Raw genomic sequence first — 25,464 nt, 5'->3', positions numbered from 1 at the left:
CAATGGATGCGCAAACCCTTAGAGCTCAAGCGTTCAAGGCCTTGCACGAAGGTGCCGGGGCCTTTGTAATCCCCAACCCATGGGACGCCGGTTCGGCAAAAATGCTCGCCAGCCTGGGTTATCAGGCGCTGGCGACCACCAGTGCCGGTTATGCCTTTTCGATGGGCCGTCCGGACGGTGCGTTGAAACTCGAGGACACCCTGGCCAACGTCCGGGCGATTGTCGCGGCCACGAATCTTCCGGTAGCGGTCGATCTGGAAAACGGCTTCGCCGACGACCCGCAACAGTCCGCACAAAGTGTGCTGGGCGCCGCCAGTGCCGGTGCCGTCGGTGGCTCGATCGAGGATGCGACCGGTCGTGCAGGCGCGCCGATCTACTGCTTCGACCATGCGCTGGCGCGGATTGACGCGGCGGTCGCGGCCGCGCGCAGCCTGCCATTCCCGTTCACCCTGACGGCCCGTGCCGAAAACTACCTGCACGGCAATCCGGACCTGGCCGATACCATTCGCCGCTTGCAGGCCTTCGCCGAAGCCGGTGCCGATGTGCTGTACGCGCCGGGCCTGCGCACGGCCGAAGAGGTGCTGGCGGTGGTGCGTGCGGTGGCGCCGAAGCCGGTCAATGTGCTGATGTCCGGTGGCCTGAAGCTGAGTGTGGCGCAGCTCAGTGAAATGGGGGTCAAGCGCATCAGCGTTGGCTCGGCCCTGGCACTGGCGGCTTACGGTGAGTTCTACCGGGCAGCCCGGGAGATTCACGATCAGGGGACCTTTACCTTCACCGAGCGAACCATGCCGTATTCGCAGGCCAATCAATTGTTCAAGGGTTGAGAGGCGTCGTGGCCAGGCGGGGCAGGAGCGTGCCTGGCCCGGCTCAGGCGGCGAGGCGCAGGTTGTGCAGGACGATCGGGCGCGCCCAGCGGCTGTCGAAATCGAATTGTTGCTGTTGCTCCTGCAGTTCTTCAGGGGCAAAGGGCTGCGCGGGAGGCGGCAGCAGTTCGAGTTCGAACTCGGCAATCGGCAGGAACAGCGAGCGAGGTGCCGGCGCCGGGCCCGGTTCAGGCAATGGCTGGCCGGCCGTGAGCACCAGTGGGCGTACCCATTTGCTGTCGAACTCCTGCTGCGATTGCTGGGCAACGATCTCTTCAGGCGGGAACGGCGGGGCTGGTTTGTCGGCCAGCTCCATGTCGAATTCGGCAATGGGCAGGAACAGAGGCTCCGGCGGGCGAATCTCGGTGTCTACGACATCGCAGGCGCGTTGCGTGACGATCTTGGCCAGCAGGTCGGAACCACCTGCCGGTTCGTCCGGGCTGTCGATGACGAAGGGCGGGTATGCGTCAGCAGCGGGTAGCCCGTCACCCGACTGATCGGCCAGCGCCTGGGCAAAGAAATCCTGCCACAGGTGACTGACACCGCTCAGTGTCTGGGTGTTGTGGCGGCTGTATTCGCGGTAAGGCGTAATAAAGCCTGCGGGTACACGTTGAATGTCTGACATTTCTCTCGGTCGACGCTCAGCTCTGGCAAAATGCTCGATAGTTTGGTTATCGGCCGTTTTGGCCGATCATTAATTTTTCGAGTGTGTTTTCTGATGAGTGAGCAACCTGCGGCCAGCCGCATCAAAGTCGAGGCCCTGGCCGATGGGTTTCAGGCGCAAGCCCGGATCTGGGCCGAGCGATTGAATTTGCCGCTGCTGCTGGACGATGCCGAGTTTGCCCTGCAAGTGGGTGAGCAGGGTTTACAGCTGCAGCAGTTGGGGCCGGATGCACCAGGACCGGTGCGGGTGGATTTCGTCGAGGGCGGCGCGGCCCATCGCCGCTTGTATGGCGGTGGCAGCGGACAGATGATCGCCAAGGCGGTTGGCGTCGCCCAAGGCGTGCGCCCCAGAGTGCTGGATGCCACGGCAGGCCTGGGCAAGGATGGCTTCGTATTGGCGAGCCTGGGGTGTGAGATGAGCCTGATCGAGCGTCAGCCGTTGATCGGGGCCTTGCTCGAAGACGGCCTGGCACGCGCGGCCGAAGACTTTGAGGTGGCGCCGATTGTGGCGCGCATGCACTTGCTCAAGGGTAATTCGATTGAGTTGATGCGCAATTGGGAAGGTGAGCCGCCACAGGTCATCTACCTTGACCCGATGTTCCCTCATCGAGAGAAGACGGCGCTGGTCAAGAAGGAGATGCGCCTGTTCCGCCCGCTGGTGGGTGACGACCTGGATGCGCCGGCCCTGCTCGAAGCCGCCCTGGCGCTGGCCAGCCATCGGGTCGTGGTCAAGCGCCCGCGCAAGGCCCCGTGCATTGAAGGGCCCAAGCCGAGCCATGCGCTGGATGGCAAGTCCAGTCGTTACGACATCTATCCGAAGAAAGCGCTCAAGGCTTAAGCGGCGGGCAGTGATGTTACTTGCCGCTAGCAACTAGCGGCTTGTAACGTTCCCCGGCTGATACGCCCGCATGAACAATTCCACCACTTCCCGCACATGGGCTTCGGCGGTGTCGCCGGTCAAGGGCTCGCCGCAGCCGTAGAGCAGGCGGAAATTACCCGCACCCTTGAGCAGGCAGAAAAAATGCTCGGCGGCGTTGCGCGGTTTGTCGATGCGCAGGGCGCCCGATTGGTCGACCTTGCTCAGCAAGCGTTCCATGCCGTGCACCATCCGTTGCGGACCGGCTTCGAAAAAGATCTGCGCCAGCTTCGGGTCCTGGCTGCCCAGCGTGATCATCAGGCGGTGCAGGTTCACCGATTCATCGCTGTTGATCAGCAGATGAAAGCCCCGGGCGATGTTCAACAACACGCTCTCGATCGGCATTTCGTCGGGCAGTTCGAAAAACAGGGTAGGCAATTGTTCTTCGCACTTGGCCATGACGGCCGAGGAGAACAGCGTCTCCTTGTCTGTGAAGTGGCTGTAGACGGTCAACTTCGAAACCCCGGCCTCAGCCGCTACCGCATCCATGCTGGTGTTCGCGTAACCATTGCTCAGAAACAGGCGCTTGGCTGCCCCGAGGATAGCTTCGCGCTTGGCGAGATCCTTTGGGCGGCCAGGGCCGTTGGATACAGAAAGATTCTTGGACATTCTTCGCTTTAATACTGGACTGGTGAGTTTGCTATTAATAACATACTGGTCAGTATAATTATTCCAAGCACCATTAGCGAAAGGTCCTTCGCCATGTTCCGCTATGCCTTGCCTCTCGTGTTGCCAGCCAGCCTGGCGTTTTTGTTGGCTGCGTGTGGTCACGAAGAACCGGTGCAAGTCGCCGTTCGCCCGGCCATGGTGGTTCAGCCAGAGCCCTCCGCACAGGCGATGGACAGCTATCCTGGCGAAGTCCGCGCACGCTATGAGCCGGACCTGGCCTTTCGCATTGGCGGCAAAGTCAACCGACGACTGGTCGAGGAGGGGGAGCGGGTCAAAGCCAATCAGGCACTGGCCGAACTCGATCCCGAGGATGTACGGCTGCAGTTGGAAGCAACCCGTGCCCAAGTGGCGGCGGCCACTGCCAATCTGAACCTGGTGCGCACCGAGCGTGATCGCTACAAGACCCTGATGGAGCGTCAGTTGGTCAGCCGCTCGCAGTACGACAACGCGGAAAATCTCTACCGATCCGGTGAAGCACGTCTCAAGCAGATCAAGGCTGAGTTCGATGTCGCCAACAATCAGGCCAGCTACGCCGTCTTGCGCGCGCCGCGTGACGGGGTGGTGGCCAAGCGCGCCGTGGAAGTCGGCCAGGTCGTGGCCGCGGGGCAAACCGTGTTCACCCTGGCTACCGACGGCGAGCGTGAAGTCTTGATCAGTCTGCCGGAGCAAGGGTTTGGCCGGTTCAAGATCGGCCAGCCGGTCACCGTTGAGCTGTGGAGCCAGCCGGGGCAGCGCTTTGCCGGCAGCATCCGCGAGTTGTCGCCAGCCGCTGATCCCAAATCCCGCACCTTTGCCGCCCGCATCGCTTTCAGCGCCGGCAAGGTGGCGGCCGAACTCGGTCAAAGCGCTCGGGTATTCATTCAAACCACGGACGTGGTGCCCCTTTCAGTGCCGCTCTCGGCACTCACCGCTGAAAACGGTGCGACCTACGTCTGGGTGGTGAACGCCGACAGCACCGTGCGCAAGGCGCCGGTTCGCGTCGGGGCCTTCGGTGAGAAAAGCGTACCGGTGCTTGAAGGACTGACGGCCAGCGACTGGGTGGTGGCGGCCGGTGTCCATGTGCTCCACGACGGCCAGCCAGTGCGGCCGGTGGATCGCTCCAACCGCGCGGTCAACCTGGCGGTCAAGGAGTAATTCCCGATGGGTTTCAATCTATCCGAATGGGCGCTGCGTAATCGCCAGATCGTATTGTTTCTGATGATCCTGCTGGCCGTTGTCGGCACCTTGTCCTACACCAAACTGGGGCAGAGCGAGGACCCGCCGTTCACCTTCAAGGCCATGGTGATCCAGACCAAGTGGCCGGGTGCGACAGCCCAGGAAGTCTCGCGGCAGGTCACCGAGCGTATCGAAAAGAAGCTGATGGAAACCGGCGAGTATGAGCGGATCGTGTCGTTCTCCCGCCCCGGTGAATCCCAGGTGACGTTCATTGCCCGGGACTCGATGCATTCGGTGGACATTCCCGAACTCTGGTATCAAGTGCGCAAGAAGGTCGGCGATATTCGCCCGACCTTGCCACCGGGTATCCAGGGGCCGTTCTTCAACGACGAGTTCGGTACCACCTTCGGCAATATTTACGCGCTGACGGGGGAAGGTTTCGACTACGCGGTACTCAAGGACTATGCGGACCGCATCCAGATCCAGCTGCAACGGGTCAAGGATGTGGGCAAGGTCGACCTGCTCGGGCTGCAGGACGAGAAAATCTGGATCGAGCTGTCCAACCTCAAGCTGGCCACGCTGGGCTTGCCATTGGCGGCTGTGCAACAAGCCCTGGAGGAGCAGAACGCGGTGTCCAACGCCGGGTTCTTCGAAACCACCAGCGAGCGATTGCAGTTGCGGGTGACGGGTAACTTCCAGACGGTCGAGCAGATTCGCGGTTTCCCGATCCGCGTCGGTGATCGAACCTTCCGTATCGGCGACGTGGCGGACGTGCGCCGTGGTTTCAACGATCCACCGGCACCGCGCATGCGCTTCATGGGCGAGGATGCGATCGGCCTGGCGGTGGCCATGAAGGACGGCGGCGATATCCTGGTGCTGGGCAGTGCGTTGGAGCGCGAGTTCAAGCGGATCCAGGACAACCTGCCGGCCGGCATGCAGCTACGCAAGGTGTCTGACCAGCCGGCGGCGGTAAAAACCAGCGTCGGCGAGTTCGTCCAGGTACTGGTCGAGGCGTTGGCGATTGTGTTGCTGGTGAGCTTTTTTTCCCTGGGTGTGCGCACCGGCATGGTGGTCGCCCTGGCGATACCGCTGGTATTGGCCATGACCTTTGCCTGCATGTACTACCTGGGCATTGGCCTGCACAAGATCTCCCTGGGCGCGTTGGTGCTGGCCCTGGGCTTGCTGGTGGATGACGCGATCATTGCCGTGGAGATGATGGCGATCAAGATGGAGCAGGGCTTCGACCGGGTCAAGGCTGCCAGTTATGCCTGGACCAGCACGGCATTCCCGATGCTCACCGGCACCTTGATCACCGCCGCCGGTTTCCTGCCGATCGCCACCGCGCAATCGAGCACGGGCGAGTACACCCGCTCGATCTTCCAGGTCGTGACGATCGCGTTATTGGCCTCATGGATCGCCGCTGTGGTGTTTGTACCCTATCTGGGGGAAAAGCTGCTGCCGGACCTGGCCAGGCTCCATGCGGCCAAGCACGGTGCCGGTCAGCCGGATCCTTATGGAACGCCTTTTTATCAACGGGTGCGGCGTCTGGTGGAGTGGTGTGTGCGTCGGCGTAAAACCGTGATTGCGTTGACCATCCTGCTGTTCCTGGCTTCGGTAGTGCTGTTCCGTTTCGTGCCGCAGCAGTTCTTTCCGGCCTCGGGTCGCCTGGAACTGATGGTTGACCTGAAACTGGCGGAAGGCGCTTCGTTGAGCAATACCGCCGGTGAGGTGAAGCGCCTGGAAGCGATGCTCAAGGAGCACGCCGGTATCGAAAACTATGTGGCGTACATCGGCACCGGTTCGCCACGTTTTTACCTGCCCCTGGATCAACAGCTGCCGGCGGCCAGCTTCGCTCAGTTTGTTGTCCTGGCGGACACCATCGAGGAGCGTGAAAGCCTGCGCAGCTGGCTGATCGGAACCCTCAACGAACAATTTCCGGCGTTGCGCTCGCGGGTTACGCGCTTGGAAAACGGCCCGCCCGTGGGGTATCCGGTGCAGTTCCGGGTGACCGGCGAGCACATTGAAGAAGTTCGCGCCCTGGCCCGTAAAGTCGCCGCCAAGGTGCGCGAGAACCCCCATGTGGTCAACGTGCACCTGGATTGGGAAGAGCCCAGCAAAGTGGTGTACCTGAACGTCGATCAGGACCGTGCACGGGCCCTGGGCGTGAGCACCGTGAACCTGTCGAGGTTTTTGCAGAGTTCGCTGACCGGCTCCAGCGTCAGCCAGTACCGTGAAGACAACGAGTTGATCGAAATCCTCTTGCGCGGCACCGTGCACGAACGCTCTGAACTGTCGCAGTTGTCGAGCCTGGCGGTGCCGACCGACAACGGCAAGAGTGTGGCGTTGTCCCAGGTCGCGACCCTGGAGTATGGCTTTGAGGAGGGCGTCATCTGGCACCGTAACCGTTTGCCGAACGTGACGATCCGCGCCGATATCTATGGCAAGGAGCAACCGGCGACCCTGGTCAAACAGATTCTGCCGACCCTTGAGTCGATTCGCGCTGAACTGCCGGACGGCTACTTGCTGGATGTGGGCGGTACCGTGGAGGACTCGGCTCGCGGACAGAACTCGGTGAAGGCCGGTGTGCCGTTGTTCATCGTCGTGGTACTGACCTTGCTGATGGTGCAACTGCGCAGCTTCTCGCGCACGGCGATGGTGTTTTTGACCGCGCCGCTGGGGCTGATCGGCGTCACCCTGTTCCTGCTGGTGTTTCGTCAGCCGTTCGGGTTCGTGGCCATGCTCGGTACCATTGCCCTGTCGGGGATGATCATGCGCAACTCGGTGATCCTGGTGGACCAGATCGAGCAGGACATCCTCGCCGGGCTCAAACCCTGGCAGGCGATCATCGAAGCCACGGTACGCCGCTTCCGGCCAATCGTACTCACCGCCCTGGCCGCCGTGCTGGCGATGATCCCGCTGTCGCGCAGTGTGTTCTTCGGGCCGATGGCCGTGGCAATCATGGGCGGCCTGATCGTGGCGACCGCGTTGACGTTGCTGTTCCTGCCGGCGTTGTATGCGGCGTGGTTCAGGGTCAAGCAAGAGGCGGTGTGATCCGATGGCCTACAGCTATCTCAGTTTTTGCTGATATTGAGACCAGGACGTCACTATGTTGTACTCAAGACTCAGTTTCATGAGCTATTGAGACAGTCATGATGAAAGCCCCTCCACCCTTGGGGCCCAGTGTGTTGGACGCGCTGGGGAAATCGCCCCACAAGGAAAGGCTCGCCGATTACCTGGCATTGCTCAAGCCATTGGACGATCAGGGGCGATACCTGCCGTTCGATGAGCTGCGCTATCGCTGGCAGCCAGGGCTGGATACGACACTGTGCTGGGCCTTGGTGAAAAAGGCTCGCGCGGCACAGTACATTCGTTTGCTGCCGTTGGGTGAGCCGAGTCGATGGGGGCGGTTCATGCTGACGCCGCTGGCGCAGAAAACCTTGTCGGTGGTTGATCGTCAGGCAACCACTGCGGCTCTGGAGTACATGACTCACCACATTGGTGAGACAGCGCACTTCAGTTATCTGCTCAATGATTTGATCGAAGACGAAGCCATCAGCAGCAGCCAGCTTGAGGGGGGCCGCGACCACTACGCAGGTGGCCAAGGACATGCTCAAGCGTAATCGGCTGCCGCGCTCTGCGGATGAACGAATGGTCATCGGTAACTACAAGATGATGATCTTCGCCTGGGACAATCGTCTTGAGCCGTTGAGTGTCGAGTTGATCAAGCAGCTTCACCGTGTCGGTGTCGAGGGTATCGATGACGAGCAATATTCTCCGGGGTATTTTCGCAACAATGATCAAGTCGTTGTGCAGGATGGCGAGGGCAACACCGTCCATACACCGCCGCCGGCAGCTGGCATCAACGATCGGCTCGATGAATGGGTGAACTGGGTCAACCAGTCTGGTAGCGACCCACTGCAAGTCGATGACCTTCACCCGATGATCAAGGCCATCACCCTGCATTTCGCCCTGGGCTACGAACACCCGTTTCGTGATGGTAATGGCCGGGTGGCTCGGGCGTTGTTTTACTGGTTCATGTTCAAAAATGACTACTCGGCATTTCGTTACATTGCCATCAGTATCCTGCTGCGTAATGCGCCGGTGAAATACGGCTGTTCTTACTTGTATACCGAGATGGACGAGTTGGACCTGACGTACTTCATCGATTTTCAGTGCTCAGTGATTCTGCGCGCGGTCAGCGAGTTCGCGGGGGCTTATCGCAAAAGTCTGGTCTATGCCGAAGGGTTTGATCGCTGGTTGGAAGAGTCCGGGCTTTTTACGCAATTGACGGATAAGCAGCGAATGCTTTTCCAGGTGGCCAAGAGCGGTATGGCCAAGGAGTTCACGGCGGTCAATGTGAAGGAGAACCTAAACTGCGCCTACAACACAGCCGCCACTGCACTGAAGGGGCTGGTTGAGTTGAAGGTGTTCGAGAAGAAAAAGCTGGGACGTGAGTGGGTTTACTTCCTGCGTGATCCATCGAGCATCAAAACGGACTGGATATAGATACCGTCTTGACCTTCATTGCGCAGCTGTGATGTGTGGGCCAAACGAGACCCACAAGGCTGCGCTTACACGTTTTTCACCAGGCCCACACTCAGCCCGGCCAGCGAGAGACAGGACGCTGCCTGGCAGCGTCCTGGTTCGGTACTGCCTCTCAACGAACCGCGTCGACGCGAACCTTGACTGGCTGTGGATCGCTCCCGTCCAGTTGCACGGCATGATTCTCGGTGGTGATGAACATCAGTTTGCCATCGACCTCAATGCGCGCATTCACCGAGTAGCGGTGGGTGGGCTCGACCTGCATCGGGTCGTAGCTGAGGTGGAAGGCCAAGGGTACCTGGCCTTTGATCGGGCCTCTTTGCTCGTCAAGGGTCTTTGCCGGAGCATCGGCCAGTGTCACGTCCTGCAGGCTGACGCTCAGGATTGCTGTCGGTGGCAGTGCCATGCGTTGCAAGTAGAAGACTTCGCCGTCCAGGGTTGCTTTAGGCACCGGTGACGGGCTTTGGCAGGCCGTCAGCAGGGTGGCGGCAGCGAGCAGGGCAAGCGTGTTTCTCTTCATCGTGGATCTCCGTATCGAGGAAACGCCAGCAGCAGGCCGGCGCCCCTCGGGAGTCTAGCGGATTTTATGCCGGGCATCGGCCTAGGGTATTCTGCCTTCAGCTGCCGAATACCGGAGCCTGTAGCGGTGCTGGCAGCAGGACCAGCTCTTTGGGAGACAGACCCAGTGACAGGCGTCCCTGGCCATGGGTTTCGAAGGTACCGGTCAATGCATAGCGCTGCCCCGGCTTGACCAGGAGCGGGTCATAGTGCAGGTAGAAAGGCTGGATGTCCTGGGTCAGGTGCTGGCCCTCACTCAGAACGATGCCCGGACTGCCGTCAGGCGTTTTTTCAAGCAGCGTCACAAACAGTTTTGAATCCTCCGGGTAACCGATCCTGGGCATCCAGGTTTTCTGGATCGCGATCCAGCCCACAGGGCTCAGGTGGAGATCGACAGTGTGATCATCGCCTTTCCAGCTGAAACGCTGTTCGATATCCAGCAAGAGCGCAGTCCCTCGATGGGTGATGCGCGCATCCATGGAAAAACGTGCTCCGACATTGGCCAGGTCCGAGTCGATGTTGAAAGTGAACTGGATGGGGAGTCCCAAGGGCAACTTGTTGCTGCCCCATGTGCAGTGAGGGTAAGTGGAGTTACTGTCGGTTATGTTTCGGATGTTTATGTCTATGCTGCAGTCTTCGGGCAGTTTGTAGTCTGGAGGGAAGTGCAGGGTGGTAGTCAGGGTGTGTTGGGTCATGATGACGTCCTTATCATTCGCGTGACGTAAAAGTGTGCTGTTTTTTAAACAGGCATGACTCCACTGAAATCATGCCTGCCAGGCTTCATCAGGCTCTTCGCACCAGAATGTCCAGTGGCTGCAAGTAGCTGGCGCACGGGTCAACGCTGTGCCGGTCCTGGGTGATGAAAATGAGCTCGTTGTTGGCTTCGATGCGCACACTGATCGCGTAGCTATGGCCATCTATAACCGCGGATGCCGGTACGCTGAACTCAAAGCAAAGGCCGGCTTCACTGGCGTCGGGGATCACGCAGTGTGCAATTTCCCTGGCGGGGGCGTCTGCCAGGCTGACGTCCTGCAGGGAGGCGTAGAGGGCCGAATTGGGCAGCAAAGCAATCCTTTCCAGGTAGTAGGCTTTGCACGGGATGGAATAATAGTGTTCGGTCATCTGGATATCCTTATTCTGATGTAGCGCCCCGAGTGGGCGCGTGATCAAGGATAAAAAGTGACCCGGGTCATTGATGTAGGACGAATCAACTATTCGATGGCGCTGGACGATTCGGTTGTTTATTGATGTTTCGCTACTGGATAAATCATTCAAGCGAAATATTGAATGCAGGGACCGGTCTGTTTAAAACCATTCCAGGTAATGACAGTACCGCCGTCCAGGATTTCAACCGGTTGAATCCTGGGCGGCGGCCTTCAGGCGCTTACTGAAGGGCGGCGCTGTTCTGCTCCGCGGCATCCTCACTGCGATGCAGTGCCACCTGACGGATCGATAAGCGAATTTCCGCCGGCAACACCCGTTTGGCAGCGCCTTCGGCCAATTCACCGAGCAGTTCGTGATGGCTCAGCTTGCCGGCCTCGTCGCGACGCAGTACGTCCAGGTCCAGCAGGGTCTGGATGAAGTGGCGGAACAGGCTCTTGTCGAAGAACTCCGGGGCGTTCAGGCCATGCAGGATCGACAGGCGCTGGGCCATGACCGTGCACAGGTCTTCCAGCTCTTCGGCGCTGAGGCTGTTCTGGCCGCTGTTGAGCAGCAACGAGATGGCCATGTAGAAACGCTGCAGGGTCTGCGCGATGCTCCTGGACAGCAGGGTCAGCAGCACGAAATGCCGTGAGCTTGGCGCCGGGCGCAGGTACAGGTTGTTCTCGAAGCGCAGCAGGCCTTGCTCGACGAACGCCTCGAGCCATTGATCGATCACGGCGTCCAGTTCGTCCAGCGACCAACGAATGAACAGCTCCGATTGCAGGTACGGGTACAGCGCGCGGGTGTACCGCAGGATCTGTTCGCGGCTCATGCGCGAGCTGCTCTGGAAGAAACTGGCGAGCAAGGCGGGCAAGGCGAAAATGTGCAGGACGTTGTTGCGGTAGTAGGTCATCAGGACGGCGTTTTGCTCATCCAGATAGAGGATTTTGCCCAGCGCATCGCTTTGCTCGCACAGCAGGTCCATGTCCTTGACGTGTTCGATCAATGCACGGCCGTCGCCTTCTGGCAGCGTGGTATGCGGCGAGTAAGGGACACGGCGCAGCAATGCCAGGTACAGATCCAGCACTCGGGCCATGGCGCGATCATCCAGCGCCAGACGGCTGGTGGACAACAAGGCCAGCGCGACCAGGTTCACCGGGTTGATCGCAGCCGCTTCATTCAAGTGCCGGGCAACACGTTCGCCGAGGCGATTGGTGGTTTCGTTGAGCCAGGCGGGCCTGTACTGCGGCCCCAGTTCCTGGGAGCGCCAGTCCGGTTGTTCGCTGTCGAGGAACTCGGCCAGCTTGATCGGCTCGCCGAAGTTCACCGCCACCTGGCCGAAACGTTGTTTCAGCGCACCGATGACTTTGAAGATGTCGAAAATCGATTCTTTCTTCTTGCTCGCGCCGCGCAATTCACCCAGGTAGGTGCGGCCCTCCAGGACACGTTCGTAACCGATGTACACCGGGACGAAGACGATCGGCATGCGCGAGGAGCGCAGGAAGCTGCGCAAGGTGATCGCCAGCATCCCGGTTTTCGGTTGCAGCATGCGCCCGGTGCGCGAACGGCCACCCTCGACGAAGTACTCCACCGGGAAGCCTTTGGTAAACAGGGTGTGCAGGTACTCGTTGAACACCGAGGTGTAGAGCGGGTTGCCCTTGAATGTGCGGCGCATGAAGAAGGCGCCGCCACGCCGCAGCAGGCTGCCGATCACCGGCATGTTGAGGTTGATCCCGGCGGCGATGTGCGGCGGAGTCAGTCCGTTGCGAAACAGCAGGTAGGACAGCAGCAGGTAGTCGATGTGGCTGCGGTGGCAGGGCACGTAGATCACTTCGTGCCCCGGGGCGACCTGCTGCACGCCTTCGATGTGGTTGACCTTGATGCCGTCGTAGATTTTGTTCCAGAACCAGCTCAGCACCACTTCCAGGAAGCGGATGGCGGTGAAGGTGTAGTCCGAGGCGATCTCATTGCCGTAGCGCAGTGCCTGGGCCTTGGCTTTTTCCGGCGAAATGTTCTCGCGCTCGGCTTCATCGAGGATCGCTTGCTTGACCAGCGGCTGATTGAGCAGGCCCTTGACCAGGTTGCGGCGGTGGGAAATGTCCGGGCCGATGACCGCCGCTTTCAGGTTGCGAAAGTGCACCCGCAGAATGCGCTGGGCCATGCGCACGGTACGCTCGTGGCCCTTGTCGTGCTCGATCAACTCGCGCAGGTGGATGGGGGCGGAGAATTGCACGCGGGTCTTGCGTCCCAGGATCATGATGCTCAGCAGTCGACGCAGGCGGCCGGTCACGGCCCAGCTGTCGGCAAACAGCAGTTTCCACGGGCTCGATTCGCTGTCTGGCGATTGGCCCCAGAACACGCTGACGGGGATGATTTGCGCGTCTTCGGCGGCGTTCTGGCTCAGGGCGCTGACCAGTCGGGTCAGGGTCGGCGGCGCGCCGCGCTTGTCCTGGCGACCGAGCCAGTCGGGTGCGGGTGTCAGGTAGAAGAACGCCGCTGGCTCTAGCAGGTTACCCACCGACACCGGCAGCACCGGACGTGGCAAACCGGCCTTGGTGCACTCGGTGTCGAGCACAGCCAGGTCGGTCAACGAAGGATTTTGCAGGACGTAGAACACCGGACGACTGCGGTCGAGGTTGAGGGTAAAGGACGACTGGTTGATCGTCTCCGAGCGAACCCAGAGGTACAACAGTCGGCGCAAGGCGCCAAACACAAGACGGCGGAACGGGGAGCGGGTCATAGGCTTGCTGCTTTAGTTGAAAAAAACCGAGCAAGTGCTCGGGAGCGGTAGTGTGACGTATTCGTCGAAAATCGGCAAAAAAGCGCCGAAGTAATCTTGAGTTGAGAGTTTTTACCGCTGTCATATACTCGGCCGGCCGTTTGCCACTATCGACCCTGTTTTTGACAGTCAGTCGAGTGTGCGCACTGGCTCAGACGGCGTGTCTGTGAACAGGCCGACCAATAATAAAAAGGGAGTACCGATAGATGGCAACGCGCGAGACCGGCAACGTGAAGTGGTTCAACGACGCCAAGGGCTACGGCTTCATTCAGCGTGAAGGCGGGGCGGATGTGTTCGTGCACTACCGCGCAATCCGTGGCGAAGGCCACCGCTCGTTGGCCGAGGGCCAGCAGGTTGAGTACGCTGTGGTGGACGGGCAGAAAGGTTTGCAGGCAGAAGATGTAGTCGGCCTGTAAGTTCCGCATTCTGCGCAGTGCATGAACCCTGTGGGAGCGGGCTGGGTCCGGGCGGCTTTCCGACGAAAGCGGTGTGTCAGTCACATCAATGCTGGATGTGTCGCCGTCTTCGCGGGCAAGCCCGCTCCCACATGTTCTTTCAGGCGGTTTTCCAGGTGATCTCTTCTTCGCCGTCGACGCTGATGCGAATCCAGCGATCAGCCGACTCTTCACCCTCTTCCTCGACCCAGGTACCCGGTGCACAGCGCACTTCAACGTTCAGCGCGGCAAACGCGGCGCGGGCGCAGGCGATGTCGTCGTCCCATGGCGTCTGGTCGCTTTCCAGGTACAGGCTGTTCCATTTGCCCACCGCTTTCGGCAGCCAGGTGACCGGCACGTTGCCGGCCTTGCACTTGTAGGTCTGGCCTTTTTGAACCCAGTCGGTGCAAGGGCCCAGCGCCGCGCCCAGCCAGGCCGAGATGGCCTTGTGGTCGACGTCGGCGTCTTTGAGGTAAATCTCGATATCGGGTTGGCGCATGGATGTTCCTCACTGCGGTTTCGAAAAATCCATTCGCGGATTTAGCCGGCCTCGAGCTGCTGCCCAAGGCCAAAAGTTAAAGGGTTGCTCTCAAGCAATTACTGCAGAACGAAATAATCGTAGCGCATCGACACACTGACCTCGAATGGCTCGGCCTGTTCGATAACGGCTGCCCGGCGTTCGGCGCTGGCGCGCCAGCCATGGGGGGTCATGGCCAGCAGATTGGCACGATCCTGAGGGTTGCTCAGGGTCAGCTTGAACTCCAGGGTTTCGCTGTGTTGCAGCGACATGCCTTCGGGTACCAGGGCCAGGTGCTTGTCGTCGGTGTACTCGCGCACTTCGTCGTACAGGCGCTCGCGCAATTCCATCAAGTGACCGCTGGTCGGGCCGACTTTCATCAAACCGCCGCCAGGGCTGAGCAGGCGCTTGGCCTCCAGCCAGTCGAGGGGGCTGAACACACTGGCCAGGAACTGGCAGCTGGCGTCGGCCAGCGGTACCCGGGCCATGCTGGCAATCAACCAGGTCAGTGCCGGGTTGCGCTTGCAGGCACGCTTGACCGCTTCGCGGGAGATGTCCAGCGCATAGCCATCGGCATCGGGCAGGGCCTCGGCGATTTGTGCGGTGTAGTAACCCTCGCCACAACCGATGTCCAGCCAGCGTTGTGGCGCGCGTTCCGCGGCCAGTTCCGCCAGGCGCTTGGCCACCGGGGCATAGTGCCCGGCGTTCAGAAAGTCGCGACGGGCCTCGACCATGGCCTGGTTGTCGCCAGGGTCGCGGCTGTTCTTGTGCTGCACCGGCAACAGGTTCAGGTAACCCTGGCGGGCACGGTCGAAGCGATGCCCGGCGGGGCATGCCACGCCGTTGTCGACTGCGTTCAGCGGCGCGCTGCAGATAGGGCAGGCAAGCATCAGGCGAGCAACTTGATCAGGGTCTGGTAGTAGATTTCGGTCAGCACATCGAGGTCGCTGGCCAGGACCCGTTCGTTGACCTGGTGGATCGTTGCGTTGACCGGGCCCAGCTCGACCACCTGGGTGCCCATGGTGGCGATGAAGCGCCCGTCCGAGGTGCCGCCACTGGTGGAGGCCAGGGTTTCACGGCCGGTGATGGCCTTGATGCTGGCCGACACGGCGTCGAGCAGCGCGCCCGGTTCGGTGAGGAACGGCAGGCCGGACAGTGCCCAGTCGATGTGCCAGTCCAGGTCGTGTTTGTCGAGGATATCGGCCACGCGCTGTTGCAGGCCCTCAACGGTCGACTCGGTAGAGAAGCGGAAGTTGAACACCGCGACCAGGTCGCCCGGGATAACGTTGGTGGCGCCGGTACCGGAATTGACGTTGGAGATCTGGAAACTGGTGGGCGGGAAGAACGCATTGCCGTTGTCCCAGTGCTCGGCGGCCAGTTCGGCCAGGGCCGGGGCGGCGAGGTGGATCGGGTTCTTCGCCAGGTGCGGGTAGGCCACGTGACCTTGCACGCCGCGCACCGTGAGCTTGGCGCCCAGGGAGCCGCGGCGGCCGTTCTTGACCACGTCACCCACCAGGGTGGTGCTCGACGGTTCGCCGACGATGCACCAGTCCAGGCGTTCCTTGCGCGCAGCCAGGCGCTCGATCACCGCTTTGGTGCCGTGATGTGCCGGGCCTTCTTCGTCGCTGGTGATCAGGAACGCCACCTTGCCCTTGTGGTCCGGGTAGTCGGCGACAAAACGCTCGGCCGCCACGGTCATGGCCGCCAGGCTGCCTTTCATGTCAGCCGCGCCACGGCCGCAGAGCATGCCGTGCTCATCGATCACCGCATCGAACGGATCGATCTGCCAGGCTGCCACCGGGCCGGTCGGGACCACGTCGGTGTGACCGGCGAAGCACAGTACCGGACCTTCGTGCGTGCCGTGGGTAGCCCAGAAGTTATCCACGTCTTCGATGCGCATGGGTTCCAGGTTGAAACCGGCATCGCCCAGGCGCTGCATCATCTGCTTCTGGCAATCGGCGTCCAGCGGCGTCACGGACGGACGGCGGATCAGGTCGATGGCGAGCTGGAGGGTCGGCGAAAGGTCGGCGTGGGCCGTCATGTAGAACTCCGGAATCATGAAGTTGGCGCAGGCTAATAATGTGGGAGCGGGCAAGCCGCTCCCACAGGGGATTGAGTTCAGTCAGTAAGACCGTATATCACGTCAAGCCCTGCAAAATGGCGGTTATCTTAAAGCAAAACGGCGACCATTGGCCGCCGTTTAGTGCATCGGTAGCGATTTAGACCGCGGGTAGCGTTTCGGCCTCGGCCACAGGTTTTGGCAGCGACGACAGGAACGCCATGATCAGCGCCGCCACATAAGGCAGCGACTGCACCAGCAGCATGGTCACCCAGAAACGCATGTCGTTGCTCGGCAGGCCTTGCACCAGGAAAATCCCCAGCGCCGCGCCCCACAACAGAAACATGATGAACATCTCTTCACGGGCTTCCGAAATGGCCAGCCAAAAGCCGTGGCTGTCGGCATTTTTCGGGGTGCGGATGAATGGAATGTTGCTGGTGAAGAAGCCGTACAGCACCGCTTTGGCAATGGTGTGGGACAACGCCAGGCCCGCCAGTGCCGCGCAGAACGCGTCCTTGAGGTTAACCCCCACCGCACGACGGTAGAGGAAGATGATCTTGCCGACCTTGAACACGAACAACGCCAGGGGCGGGATCGCGAAAATCAGCAGCGGTGGATCCACCCGGTGCGGCACGATAATCATCGCCGCCGACCACAGCAGGGCGCCCACGGTGAAGAAGATGTTCATGCCATCGGCCACCCACGGCAGCCAGCCTGCCAGGAAGTGGTAACGCTGGCCGCGGGTCAGCTCGGTGTCTTTGCCGCGGATCAGGCTGGCGGTGTGCCGCTTGATGATCTGGATGGCGCCGTAGGCCCAGCGGAACCGCTGTTTCTTGAAGTCGATGAAGGTATCGGGCATCAAGCCCTTGCCATAGCTGTCGTGGTAGTACGCCGCCGACAGGCCTTTCTCGAACACCCGCAGCCCCAGCTCGGCGTCTTCACAGATGCACCAGTCCGCCCAGCCAAGTTCTTCGAGCACGGAGCGACGGGTCATGGTCATGGTGCCGTGCTGAATGATCGCGTCGCGGTCGTTGCGGGTCACCATGCCGATGTGGAAGAAGCCTTTGTACTCGGCATAGCACAGCTTCTTGAAGGTGCTTTCGTTCTGGTCGCGGTAATCCTGCGGCGACTGCACCACGGCGATTTTCGGATCGGCGAAGTGCGGCACCATGTGTTTGAGCCAGTTCGGATGCACGCAGTAGTCGGAGTCGATGACCGCGATCACCTCGGCATCCTTGGCGGTGTGCGGGATCAGGTAGTTCAGCGCACCGCCCTTGAAACCGGCCAGTGGCGCGACGTGGAAGAACTTGAAGCGCGGGCCGAGGGTTTCGCAATAGGCCTGCACCGGCTCCCAGACCGCCGGGTCCTTGGTGTTGTTGTCGATGATCAGGACTTCAAAGTCCGGATAGTCGAGGTTGGCCAGGGCGTTGAGGGTCTGTTTGACCATCTCCGGCGGCTCGTTGTAGCACGGCACGTGAATCGAGACTTTTGGCCGGTAGGTCGAATCGCCCACTACCGGCAGGAACTCGCGTCGGCGCTTGTGAATCCACACCGCTTCGGCCAGCTCGTGGGCCTCGGTCAGCAACACGATAAACACTCCGAGGGCACCGAGGGCGAGGAGGAACCCTACCGTCAGGCTGAACCAGGTGCTGTATTGCTGGCTGTAGTCGTAGCCGATCCAGACCAGCACCGACCCGCAGAGGAAGGCGGTGAAGGTCAGGAAGGTGCGGCCACGCTGGCGCAGCGCCGAGCCGTCGATCATCAGCAGGGTCAGTGACAACAGCGCCAGCACCACGGAACCGATGGCCAGCACGCGCCATTGCGGGATCGCCACCACCGGGCCTTCGAAGTTGAACTTCTGCTGGCGCGCCGCGTTGAACACGCCCCAATAGGCACCGACCGAACCTTCGTCGCTGACTTTCCAGGGCTGGTCAAAGGCCTCGATCACAAAGTAGTTGAAGCCCTGGCGGTTGAGCTTGTTCACCAGTGTGCGCAGGTAAATGGCCTGGTCGGCCGGGGTTGCGTCCGCGCCACCGCGCATGCGGCCGTTGCTCGGCCAGCCCACTTCCGAGAGCAGGAGCGGCTTTTTCGGGAACATTTTCTTCAAGTCGCGGGCGCGATCCAGGACGAACTGGCCGGCCTGGTCCATCGGGATGAACTCCCAGTAGGGCAGGACGTGGGCAGCGATCAGGTCGACGTGCTTGGCCAGCATCGGGTTTTCTTCCCACACGTGCCACTGTTCGGACGTAGTGACCGGAACCTTGACCGCGGCGCGCACACGATCGAGAAGCACGCTCAGCTGTTCGGCGGTGATTTCCTTGCGGAAGATCGCTTCGTTACCCACGACCACGCGAACCACGCTGCGCGAGTTGTTGGCGATCTCGATGGCGCGCTGGATTTCGCGTTCGTTGCGCTCCTGGTCCGGGCTGATCCAGATCCCGAGGGTCACGCGCAAGCCGAACTCTTCCGCCAGCTTGGGAATATCGCCCAGGGTGCCGTCGACCGAATAGGTCCGGATGTTGTCGGTCAGTTTGCTCATGATCTCCAGGTCACGACGCATTTCCTCATCGGACGGGAACTGGTTTTTCTGTGGGAACTGGCCTTGCTGGAACGGCGAGTAAGAAAAACCGGAGATCTGCTCTGGCCAGTTGGGGGTTGTGACCGGGCGGTTGATGAGCGCCCAGAAACCGGTGAACAGCGCGGCAATCGCCAGCACTACCACCAGGTTGAGTCCAAATTTACGCGATGACATAGCTATTTCGGGTTCCAAAGGCTGTGGAACGAAGGAACGGTCGGCCGCCGCCGAGGGGGGCGCATCCTACACCGGGTGTTCCCAGACCGTACAGCGGGCGGGGATATGCCGGACGTTAGGCAATTTACTTTGACTTAAGTTCTTTCACTTGTAGCGTGTAGCTTAAAACTTACCGCCGCGTAGCCCTATAATGCGCGCCGGTTTTTAGGGTAGTGGTCATGAGTACAGAAGATCCGCGGTTTGCTGGCATCGCCCGCTTGTATGGCATTGAAGGCCTGGGGCGGTTGCGCGCCGCCCATGTGGCAATTGTGGGCGTCGGCGGCGTCGGTTCCTGGGCGGCGGAAGCCATTGCCCGTTGTGGCGTGGGCGAGATTTCGCTGTTCGACCTGGACGACGTCTGCGTCAGCAATGCCAATCGCCAGCTGCACGCGCTGGACAGCACCGTCGGCAAACCCAAGGTCGAGGTGATGGCCGAGCGTCTACGGGGGATCAACCCGGACTGCACGGTACACGCGGTACCGGACTTCGTGACGCGCGAGACCATGGCCGAGTACATCACGCCGAACATCGACTGTGTGATCGACTGCATCGACAGCGTCAACGCCAAGGCTGCGCTGATCGCCTGGTGCAAGCGACGCAAGATCCAGATCATCACCACCGGTGGCGCGGGCGGGCAGATCGACCCGACGCTGATCCAGGTATGTGACCTGAACCGGACTTTCAACGACCCGCTGGCCTCGAAAGTGCGTTCCACCCTGCGCCGCGACTACAACTTTTCACGCACCGTGACCCGTCACTACAGCGTGCCGTGCGTGTTTTCCACGGAGCAACTGCGCTACCCGAAACCCGATGGCAGCATTTGCTTGCAGAAGAGTTTTGTTGGCGATGGCGTGAAGTTGGACTGCGCGGGCGGGTTTGGCGCGGTGATGATGGTGACGGCGACCTTTGGCATGGTTGCCGCGACCAAGGCTGTGGATAAGATCGTGGCGGGTGTGCGGCGCCCGGCGGATAAAGTAAAACCAATGGTTTAACCGTCTTCGACGGCTCCTTGTCCGAGTTCGGCGCAATTGCTGCTTATGGATATCGCCCGAGCTGCCGCAGGTTGCGATTTTTTTGGTTATATCGGCATCAAACTTCCTTATGGAGCTCGCTCAGTAGCTCCTTTATAACTGTCTTGCTGGACAGTTCGCACCATGGGCCATCGTCAACGATGGCACCGTTATGCATGACGATCACGCGATCAAAACGGTACAAGTGATCTAAATCATGGGTGGCACAAATCAACCCGCGTCCGGCGAAGGTGTCGAAAAGCAAATCCCACACCGGAATGGCCAGTTTCTGTTCGATCGATGCACTGGGCTCGTCAAACATGTTGAATCTCCCAGGCCTGTTGATTAGGCGCAGCAGTGACAAACGTTTGGCTTCTCCGCCTGAAATGTTCGAGGCGTTTTCATTGAGATTACGCTGGGAAACAATATCTTCTAGTTTCAGTCGCCGTATCGCCTGTTTCAGATCTGGCGAAGGGGCGACTCCGAACAGAACCGACCTGTCAAAAAAGCCCTCCAGAAACTGCGGTGATTGAGGGCAATACCTCAGGAGATTCAAGTGGGTCCGGGCGTTTAAGCTAGAAATCGAAATTTCGTCGATGCTTAACTGCGCTCTCACCAAAGCATTCAGCCCGGCGAGCGCTTCCATCAAGGATGTTTTACCCGCGCCACTCGGTCCGGTGATGGCAACGGATTGACCTTGAATGAAAGTGATGTCGTTCTTGATGGACAGCCGAACGGTTCCGTTGTCGGCTACTTCGCAGGGGGCGAGTACCAGTGTCGACTCACTCAGGGAAGTGATTTCGGCTTGTCGGGTGTCGTCGTCGAAGTTTGGCAAGGACAACAACTGCTGGAGTCGACGCTGGTCAGCGAGAAACTGATCAAGTACCCGATAGCCTTCGGTCAACGCAGTAATGTTGAGCAAAAAGCTACCTGCAATGGAGAATGTGGCCACTAGTTGACCGACACTGAGACTGGGCTCGCCCGACAACTGATCAAGGACGCCCCAGCCGAGTAATCCTCCCGTGGAGAGGCTTACAAACAAAATTTTTGCCCCGGTCAAGAAGCCGCCGGAGCTTGCAGTGGTTACCGCTGCTTTGGCATATAGCATGAAGGCACGGCTCAGCGGTTGAGTGGCCGTGTGTTCGGCACCTTCCAGTTTTATCGATTTTCCTGTGTTCAGGGTACTGAACAGAATGGCGCTTAATTCATCCTCTTGCTCGTTAACAGCATCAATGTGCTTTCTGCGCCACCTGATGATTCGATGGGCGACGAATAGGTAAGCGATGCCGAGGCTGGTCATTGCGAAAAAAATTCCAGAGCCACCCATAAAAATGAAAACGCTTCCTACGATCAGGAACTCCAGACATAGTGGGAATCCGATGGTGACGAAGAACGTCAATAGTTGCTCGTGTGCTGTAATTCCTCGCTCGACTGATTTTATAAAGTGGCCGATGCGCCACGAGTTGAACTGCAGGAACTCTTTACGCATCAATTGTGCAATCCAGTCAACGGATGCAGCCATTACTATCTGCTGTACCAGTCGGGATAGAAAAATTGTTTGTAGTGGGTTAATAATTGCCTGGATGCACCCGGCTAAGGTAAAGCCTACTGTAAGAAATAGTAGTGTGTTAAGCGTTGAGTCATTATCGCTGTTCAGTGCGTCGACAATCTTTCCCAGTAATAGTGGAGGGGTTAGCGTAATGACTTTTAGCGCTATTATGGTCGTAATTGTTGAGGTGAGTAGTATTGAATGCTTTCTACAGGCTGTTTTAATTAGTGTCTGCATCGAGTGCCTACTGGTGAGCTTAAGAGTCAGCGTGCCTTTGGGGTTTTACGAAGAATGGCTTGAGGAGCAACCAGATATCCATTTCTAATGATGTTGAAACGCTCTAGTCCTGGAACGTAAGCCTGGCAAACGATACCGTCGTCCGAGTATTTGGCAACGACTCTGTGGTAGAGGGTTCTGTCAGCAGTTAATAAGTTTTTTTCTAGCGCTTTCAGTTGAAGTGGAACGCTTGTTACGGAACTCGTCAGCGGCGGATCGAGGGTGGGGAGATTCAAGTTCTTTACAGGTTTGAAGTCAATAAGGTGTTTCAAGGTTTTTGAGCTTGCCAGAAAATCGAGTGTTTTTCTGTCAATTGCCTCTTGTGAGTCGTCATACAGAGCATGGACTTGAAATTGTTCTGTTACTGCTCTTTGGATGGCAATGCAAATGTCCAGTGAGCAGCCTGAGCCGATAGGTGATAGGTGAAAATCTCCTGGCCCCGACTTCGGTAATGCCACAGAAAAATAAACATTCATCACATCTTTTATGATGATGATTTGTAGTTGGTCAGCGAGTGCCAGAGCGTGAGGGTTGCCCTGTAACGCTTTTGTAAGCAACGATTTTGAAGGTGCATGCAGTTTTAGGGCGGGACCAATTGCGCAGATTGCCATGAAAAAGCAGGACAGAATGTGCCGTTCAATGACTTCGTGGGTTCCGTGCAGCAATGCCTCGGCTTTAGTGCAGCCAAATGCAATCCCCGAGTTGGATGAGTAGCGAGACAGAAATTGCATGTCTGCACGTACGCTGCTCCATGAGCTGCTCTCGATTTTTGGGCAAAGAAGGATGCTTGGGACAAAAAGCTCTTTCTTTCTATCGGTAGTAGTGAGCTTGAATGTTTCGAGTGGATCTGGGCTACTTGGAAGACTTGTCAGAAAGCCGTCGAACTCGGCAGCTTTCTGATTGGCGATAAAGTCACAGTGCTGAGTGCACAGGTTTTCTGCGTTGAACTGGAAAGTACTGAAGTGCTCGATGCTTTCGGCGAGCGCTCCGACAAGCGAGTCGGGACCTTTTCCTGCGCCGGACTCTAACAAAATGTTATTGTTGTCAAAGAGTTCGGCGATAGCGACCAGTTTGTGGCTATCGGTATGGCGTGTAATGGCGTTCAAGTTTAATGAGGTGATGATTCTCTCGATTTTTGATAATGCTTTAGATGGGATGAATTCACGCTCAGACATAAAGACCCCGTTGGATTCATGAATGCCGAAAGGGAGCCCTTTCGGCATTGTTTACAGGTGGTTTAACCGCAAGCGTCAGTTGATCAGAGAGGCAAAGAAATTTGCTTCAGTTGCCAGGAAGCCTGCTGATGTGCCCATTGTCTGCGACAGGTCATCCCAAGGGACTATCTCGGTACGTTTTTTACCCATGATCTTAACTCCATATTATTAATGTGGCAGTGCTTTTGAGTAAGTACTGCACTTGCGGTGCTTTCTTTCGCAAGTGATTAATTAATAACAGTGGGTTCTTTGTGTTGCAATCACGTAATGTCTTGAAACTTCCCGTGTTTGTGAGTGATATATCCTACGTCAGGGTGGGGTGAGTCTCTTGTGGCTTGAGCGCGGGTTATGGCCTTCGATTTTTTTTCACTGATTCAATAATTTACGATGTTTGAAGACTTTCGATGAGTGTTCGTTTTTCGGCTCAGCCGCTTTTCAGCGGTGAGCATGCTCAGCAACTAAAGTGGCGTAGTACGCTTGGTGCATCAAACAGAACCCACAGAGCTTCGTCATGGCAGCGATGACAATCGCGAAGACGCCTTCGTTTGCATGCCTGCTTACAGGAAGGTTGTCAGCTCACGCATTCGCTGTAGCACCGCATTCAAGCCATTGCTGCGTGATGGGGATAGCTGGCGGCTGAGGCCCAACTGATTGAACCACTCCGGTAAATCCACCTGCTGCAACTCTTGCGCGGACAAGCCATTGACCCGCGCCAGCAACAACGCCACCAGGCCGCGAATCAATCGCGCATCGCTGTTGGCGGCGAATTGCCAATGACCATCGTGCAGCGCCCCCACCAGCCAGACCTGGCTTTCGCAACCGTGTACGCGGTTGGCCTCGGATCGGTCGGTATCGCTCAAGGCGGGCAGGCGATCGCCCCATTGCATCAGCAAGCGCGCTCGCTGCTCCCAGCCGGCAGCGGCTTGAAAGACGTGCAGTGCGGTAACCGCGTCGGCTGGCAGGCTCATCGCAACAGCTCCAGGGCTTGATCCAGGGCTTCGAAGAAACGCTCCAGATCTTCAGAGTCGTTGTACAGCGCCAATGAAACCCGGATTGCCCCGGCCAGTTCAAAGCTCTTGAGCAGCGGCATGGCGCAGTGATGGCCGGCACGCACGGCAATGCCTTGTTCGGTCAACAGGTGTGCCAGATCCGAGTTATGGACCCCGTCCACCACAAAACTGGCCAGGGCCAGTTGCGGCTTGCCCAGCAGGCGAATGCCATTGCGTGCCTGCAAACCCTTGAGCAGGTAGTCATGCAGCGCCGCTTCGTGGGCGGACACGGCGTCCTGATCCAGTCCGGCCAGGTAGTCGAGGGTCGCGCCCAGGCCGATCACGCTGGCAATCGGCGGGGTGCCAGCTTCAAAGCCCAGCGGTGCCGGGCGAAAGCGGGCGTCGTGGTAGTTGGCATCGAGCACCATTTCACCGCCGAACTGCCAGGGACGCAGTTGCTCCAGGGCCTCGTTACGGCCAAAGACCACGCCCAGGCCATCGGGCCCGTAGAGTTTGTGGCTGGAGAACACGTAGAAGTCGCAACCCAGCGCCTGCACGTCGTGGCGACCGTGAACCACACCCTGGGCGCCGTCGACCACGGTCAAGGCGTTTTGCGCCTTGGCCAGCGCCAGCAACTGAGGCAATGGCTGCCAGGCACCCAGGACGTTGGACAGTTGACTGACCGCCAGCAATCGGGTGCGTGGGCCGATCAAGCCTGCGGCGGCCTTGAGGTCGATCAGGCCGTCGGCGTCCAGGGGTAAGACCACCAGCGTCAGCTCGCGGCGTTTTGCCAGTTGCTGCCAGGGCAACAGGTTGGCGTGGTGCTCCAGGGCGCTGATGACAACTTCATCGCCCGGGTGGAAAAGGTGTTCCAGGCCATAGGCCAGGAGATTCAGCGCGGAGGTCGCGCCGTGGGTGAAAATGATTTGCCCGCAGTGGCCGGCGTTGAGCCAATGAGCCACTTTGCTCCGGCTGTCTTCGAACGCTTGCGTGGCATGGGCGCCAGGCAGGTGTTGCGCACGATGGACGTTGGCCGCGCCATTGGCGTAGTAATGCGCCAGCGCGTCGAGCAGGGCCTGGGGTTTCTGAGTGGTGGCGGCATTGTCCAGATAGGTCTGGTCCTGCCGTTGCAGGGCGGCGATGGCCGGGAAATCGGCGCGCCAGGGTGAGGGAATCATCATGCTATCGGGCCCTGGTGACATGGGCGGGTGTACGCCTGACCCTGTAGGAGCGAGCTTGCTCGCGATGGACGTTAACGATAACGCGCGGCATCAGGCAGCACGTGTCGTCTATATGTTCTTCGCGAGCAAGCTCGCTCCTACAGGGTGGTCGTGTGA

Annotated in this window: 20 protein-coding genes and 1 pseudogene; 7 read left to right on the top strand and 14 right to left on the bottom strand. The window is 59.2% G+C overall.

Going from position 1 to position 25,464, the window contains the following annotated elements:
• Nucleotides 1-2: 2 nt before the first annotated feature.
• Nucleotides 3-824 (top strand): oxaloacetate decarboxylase, encoded by an 822-nt coding sequence (locus tag CKW25_RS02790; RefSeq protein ID WP_095077506.1) that lies wholly within the window; start codon nt 3-5, stop codon nt 822-824.
• A 43-nt stretch (nt 825-867) separates the two neighbouring features.
• On the opposite strand, the gene CKW25_RS02785 is transcribed toward CKW25_RS02790, so the two are convergent.
• Complete coding sequence (locus tag CKW25_RS02785) at nt 868-1,488, bottom strand: energy transducer TonB (RefSeq protein ID WP_095077505.1); 621 nt, start codon at nt 1,486-1,488, stop codon at nt 868-870.
• Between the two features lie 93 nt (nt 1,489-1,581).
• Here CKW25_RS02785 and CKW25_RS02780 point away from each other — a divergent pair, with 93 nt between their 5' ends.
• The gene (locus CKW25_RS02780) at nt 1,582-2,364 is read left to right on the top strand and encodes a class I SAM-dependent methyltransferase (protein WP_095077504.1); all 783 of its coding nucleotides are present in this window, start codon (nt 1,582-1,584) and stop codon (nt 2,362-2,364) included.
• 33 nt (nt 2,365-2,397) lie between these two features.
• On the opposite strand, the gene CKW25_RS02775 is transcribed toward CKW25_RS02780, so the two are convergent.
• Nucleotides 2,398-3,051 carry a TetR/AcrR family transcriptional regulator gene (locus CKW25_RS02775; RefSeq protein WP_095077503.1) on the bottom strand — a complete coding sequence of 218 codons (654 nt, stop codon included), beginning with the start codon at nt 3,049-3,051 and terminating at the stop codon, nt 2,398-2,400.
• Between the two features lie 93 nt (nt 3,052-3,144).
• On the opposite strand from CKW25_RS02775, the gene CKW25_RS02770 reads away from it, so the two are divergent.
• The 3 genes and pseudogenes from CKW25_RS02770 (at nt 3,145) to CKW25_RS02760 (ending at nt 8,772) form a co-directional block, all read left to right on the top strand.
• Nucleotides 3,145-4,245 carry an efflux RND transporter periplasmic adaptor subunit gene (locus CKW25_RS02770; RefSeq protein WP_095077502.1) on the top strand — a complete coding sequence of 367 codons (1,101 nt, stop codon included), beginning with the start codon at nt 3,145-3,147 and terminating at the stop codon, nt 4,243-4,245.
• 6 nt (nt 4,246-4,251) lie between these two features.
• On the top strand, nt 4,252-7,317 hold the full coding sequence (locus tag CKW25_RS02765) for an efflux RND transporter permease subunit (RefSeq protein WP_095077501.1): 3,066 nt from the start codon (nt 4,252-4,254) through the stop codon (nt 7,315-7,317).
• Nucleotides 7,318-7,418: 101 nt separating this feature from the next.
• A pseudogene (locus tag CKW25_RS02760) lies at nt 7,419-8,772 on the top strand (Fic family protein).
• Nucleotides 8,773-8,923: 151 nt separating this feature from the next.
• On the opposite strand, the gene CKW25_RS02755 reads toward CKW25_RS02760, so the two are convergent.
• The 4 genes from CKW25_RS02755 to plsB form a co-directional block, all read right to left on the bottom strand.
• Entirely contained in the window at nt 8,924-9,328 is a 405-nt protein-coding gene (locus CKW25_RS02755) for a YbaY family lipoprotein (protein WP_095077500.1), read from the bottom strand.
• A 97-nt stretch (nt 9,329-9,425) separates the two neighbouring features.
• Entirely contained in the window at nt 9,426-10,061 is a 636-nt protein-coding gene (locus tag CKW25_RS02750) for a YbaY family lipoprotein (RefSeq protein ID WP_095077499.1), read from the bottom strand.
• Nucleotides 10,062-10,149: 88 nt separating this feature from the next.
• Nucleotides 10,150-10,488, bottom strand: coding sequence for a YbaY family lipoprotein (locus CKW25_RS02745; protein ID WP_095077498.1), 339 nt, complete (start codon nt 10,486-10,488; stop codon nt 10,150-10,152).
• Nucleotides 10,489-10,750: 262 nt separating this feature from the next.
• Nucleotides 10,751-13,249 carry a glycerol-3-phosphate 1-O-acyltransferase PlsB gene (plsB, locus tag CKW25_RS02740; RefSeq protein ID WP_095077497.1) on the bottom strand — a complete coding sequence of 833 codons (2,499 nt, stop codon included), beginning with the start codon at nt 13,247-13,249 and terminating at the stop codon, nt 10,751-10,753.
• 245 nt (nt 13,250-13,494) lie between these two features.
• On the opposite strand from plsB, the gene CKW25_RS02735 reads away from it, so the two are divergent.
• Entirely contained in the window at nt 13,495-13,704 is a 210-nt protein-coding gene (locus CKW25_RS02735) for a cold-shock protein (protein WP_019692071.1), read from the top strand.
• Between the two features lie 139 nt (nt 13,705-13,843).
• Here the strand turns inward: CKW25_RS02735 and CKW25_RS02730 are convergent, their stop codons facing one another.
• The 4 genes from CKW25_RS02730 to CKW25_RS02715 all read right to left on the bottom strand — a co-directional run bounded on the left by CKW25_RS02730 (nt 13,844) and on the right by CKW25_RS02715 (nt 19,050).
• The gene (locus tag CKW25_RS02730) at nt 13,844-14,221 is read right to left on the bottom strand and encodes a hypothetical protein (protein ID WP_095077496.1); all 378 of its coding nucleotides are present in this window, start codon (nt 14,219-14,221) and stop codon (nt 13,844-13,846) included.
• Between the two features lie 98 nt (nt 14,222-14,319).
• Nucleotides 14,320-15,129: a putative RNA methyltransferase gene (locus CKW25_RS02725; RefSeq protein ID WP_095077495.1), complete on the bottom strand. Its 810-nt coding sequence runs from the start codon at nt 15,127-15,129 to the stop codon at nt 14,320-14,322.
• Nucleotides 15,129-16,280, bottom strand: a complete 1,152-nt coding sequence (gene dapE, locus CKW25_RS02720) for a succinyl-diaminopimelate desuccinylase (RefSeq protein ID WP_095077494.1) — start codon at nt 16,278-16,280, stop codon at nt 15,129-15,131. The genes CKW25_RS02725 and dapE overlap by 1 nt, the downstream gene beginning before the upstream one ends.
• 178 nt (nt 16,281-16,458) lie before the next feature.
• Complete coding sequence (locus tag CKW25_RS02715; RefSeq protein ID WP_095077493.1) at nt 16,459-19,050, bottom strand: glycosyltransferase; 2,592 nt, start codon at nt 19,048-19,050, stop codon at nt 16,459-16,461.
• A 218-nt stretch (nt 19,051-19,268) separates the two neighbouring features.
• Between CKW25_RS02715 and tcdA the strand changes: the two genes are divergently transcribed.
• Nucleotides 19,269-20,081: a tRNA cyclic N6-threonylcarbamoyladenosine(37) synthase TcdA gene (gene tcdA / locus CKW25_RS02710; protein ID WP_172736402.1), complete on the top strand. Its 813-nt coding sequence runs from the start codon at nt 19,269-19,271 to the stop codon at nt 20,079-20,081.
• 97 nt (nt 20,082-20,178) lie between these two features.
• On the opposite strand, the gene CKW25_RS02705 is transcribed toward tcdA, so the two are convergent.
• The 4 genes from CKW25_RS02705 to CKW25_RS02690 form a co-directional block, all read right to left on the bottom strand.
• Nucleotides 20,179-21,885, bottom strand: coding sequence for an ABC transporter ATP-binding protein (locus CKW25_RS02705; RefSeq protein ID WP_095077491.1), 1,707 nt, complete (start codon nt 21,883-21,885; stop codon nt 20,179-20,181).
• Between the two features lie 26 nt (nt 21,886-21,911).
• A complete protein-coding gene (locus CKW25_RS02700; protein ID WP_095077490.1) occupies nt 21,912-23,099 on the bottom strand; it encodes a YcaO-like family protein in 1,188 nt (395 codons plus the stop codon).
• Nucleotides 23,100-23,695: 596 nt separating this feature from the next.
• Nucleotides 23,696-24,106 carry a SufE family protein gene (locus tag CKW25_RS02695; protein ID WP_095077489.1) on the bottom strand — a complete coding sequence of 137 codons (411 nt, stop codon included), beginning with the start codon at nt 24,104-24,106 and terminating at the stop codon, nt 23,696-23,698.
• Entirely contained in the window at nt 24,103-25,308 is a 1,206-nt protein-coding gene (locus CKW25_RS02690; RefSeq protein WP_095077488.1) for an aminotransferase class V-fold PLP-dependent enzyme, read from the bottom strand. The genes CKW25_RS02695 and CKW25_RS02690 overlap by 4 nt, the downstream gene beginning before the upstream one ends.
• Between the last annotated feature and the right edge of the window lie 156 nt (nt 25,309-25,464).

The sequence above is a fragment of the Pseudomonas sp. Irchel s3h17 genome, from assembly GCF_900187505.1.
Classification (GTDB): domain Bacteria; phylum Pseudomonadota; class Gammaproteobacteria; order Pseudomonadales; family Pseudomonadaceae; genus Aquipseudomonas.
This window is presented reverse-complemented; position numbering and strand designations above follow the sequence as displayed.

Bases quoted from the DNA above. Each gene is read 5' to 3' on its own strand.
- CKW25_RS02775 (WP_095077503.1), bottom strand. From the start codon at position 3,051: ATGTCCAAGAATCTTTCTGTATCCAACGGCCCTGGCCGCCCAAAGGAT.
- CKW25_RS02785 (WP_095077505.1), bottom strand. From the start codon at position 1,488: ATGTCAGACATTCAACGTGTACCCGCAGGCTTTATTACGCCTTACCGC.
- CKW25_RS02770 (WP_095077502.1), top strand. From the start codon at position 3,145: ATGTTCCGCTATGCCTTGCCTCTCGTGTTGCCAGCCAGCCTGGCGTTT.
- CKW25_RS02730 (WP_095077496.1), bottom strand. From the start codon at position 14,221: ATGCGCCAACCCGATATCGAGATTTACCTCAAAGACGCCGACGTCGAC.
- CKW25_RS02780 (WP_095077504.1), top strand. From the start codon at position 1,582: ATGAGTGAGCAACCTGCGGCCAGCCGCATCAAAGTCGAGGCCCTGGCC.
- CKW25_RS02725 (WP_095077495.1), bottom strand. From the start codon at position 15,129: ATGCTTGCCTGCCCTATCTGCAGCGCGCCGCTGAACGCAGTCGACAAC.
- CKW25_RS02700 (WP_095077490.1), bottom strand. From the start codon at position 23,099: ATGTCTGAGCGTGAATTCATCCCATCTAAAGCATTATCAAAAATCGAG.
- dapE (WP_095077494.1), bottom strand. From the start codon at position 16,280: ATGACGGCCCACGCCGACCTTTCGCCGACCCTCCAGCTCGCCATCGAC.
- CKW25_RS02715 (WP_095077493.1), bottom strand. From the start codon at position 19,050: ATGTCATCGCGTAAATTTGGACTCAACCTGGTGGTAGTGCTGGCGATT.
- tcdA (WP_172736402.1), top strand. From the start codon at position 19,269: ATGAGTACAGAAGATCCGCGGTTTGCTGGCATCGCCCGCTTGTATGGC.
- CKW25_RS02735 (WP_019692071.1), top strand. From the start codon at position 13,495: ATGGCAACGCGCGAGACCGGCAACGTGAAGTGGTTCAACGACGCCAAG.
- CKW25_RS02755 (WP_095077500.1), bottom strand. From the start codon at position 9,328: ATGAAGAGAAACACGCTTGCCCTGCTCGCTGCCGCCACCCTGCTGACG.
- CKW25_RS02695 (WP_095077489.1), bottom strand. From the start codon at position 24,106: ATGAGCCTGCCAGCCGACGCGGTTACCGCACTGCACGTCTTTCAAGCC.
- CKW25_RS02745 (WP_095077498.1), bottom strand. From the start codon at position 10,488: ATGACCGAACACTATTATTCCATCCCGTGCAAAGCCTACTACCTGGAA.
- CKW25_RS02765 (WP_095077501.1), top strand. From the start codon at position 4,252: ATGGGTTTCAATCTATCCGAATGGGCGCTGCGTAATCGCCAGATCGTA.
- CKW25_RS02790 (WP_095077506.1), top strand. From the start codon at position 3: ATGGATGCGCAAACCCTTAGAGCTCAAGCGTTCAAGGCCTTGCACGAA.
- CKW25_RS02705 (WP_095077491.1), bottom strand. From the start codon at position 21,885: ATGCAGACACTAATTAAAACAGCCTGTAGAAAGCATTCAATACTACTC.
- CKW25_RS02750 (WP_095077499.1), bottom strand. From the start codon at position 10,061: ATGACCCAACACACCCTGACTACCACCCTGCACTTCCCTCCAGACTAC.
- CKW25_RS02690 (WP_095077488.1), bottom strand. From the start codon at position 25,308: ATGATGATTCCCTCACCCTGGCGCGCCGATTTCCCGGCCATCGCCGCC.
- plsB (WP_095077497.1), bottom strand. From the start codon at position 13,249: ATGACCCGCTCCCCGTTCCGCCGTCTTGTGTTTGGCGCCTTGCGCCGA.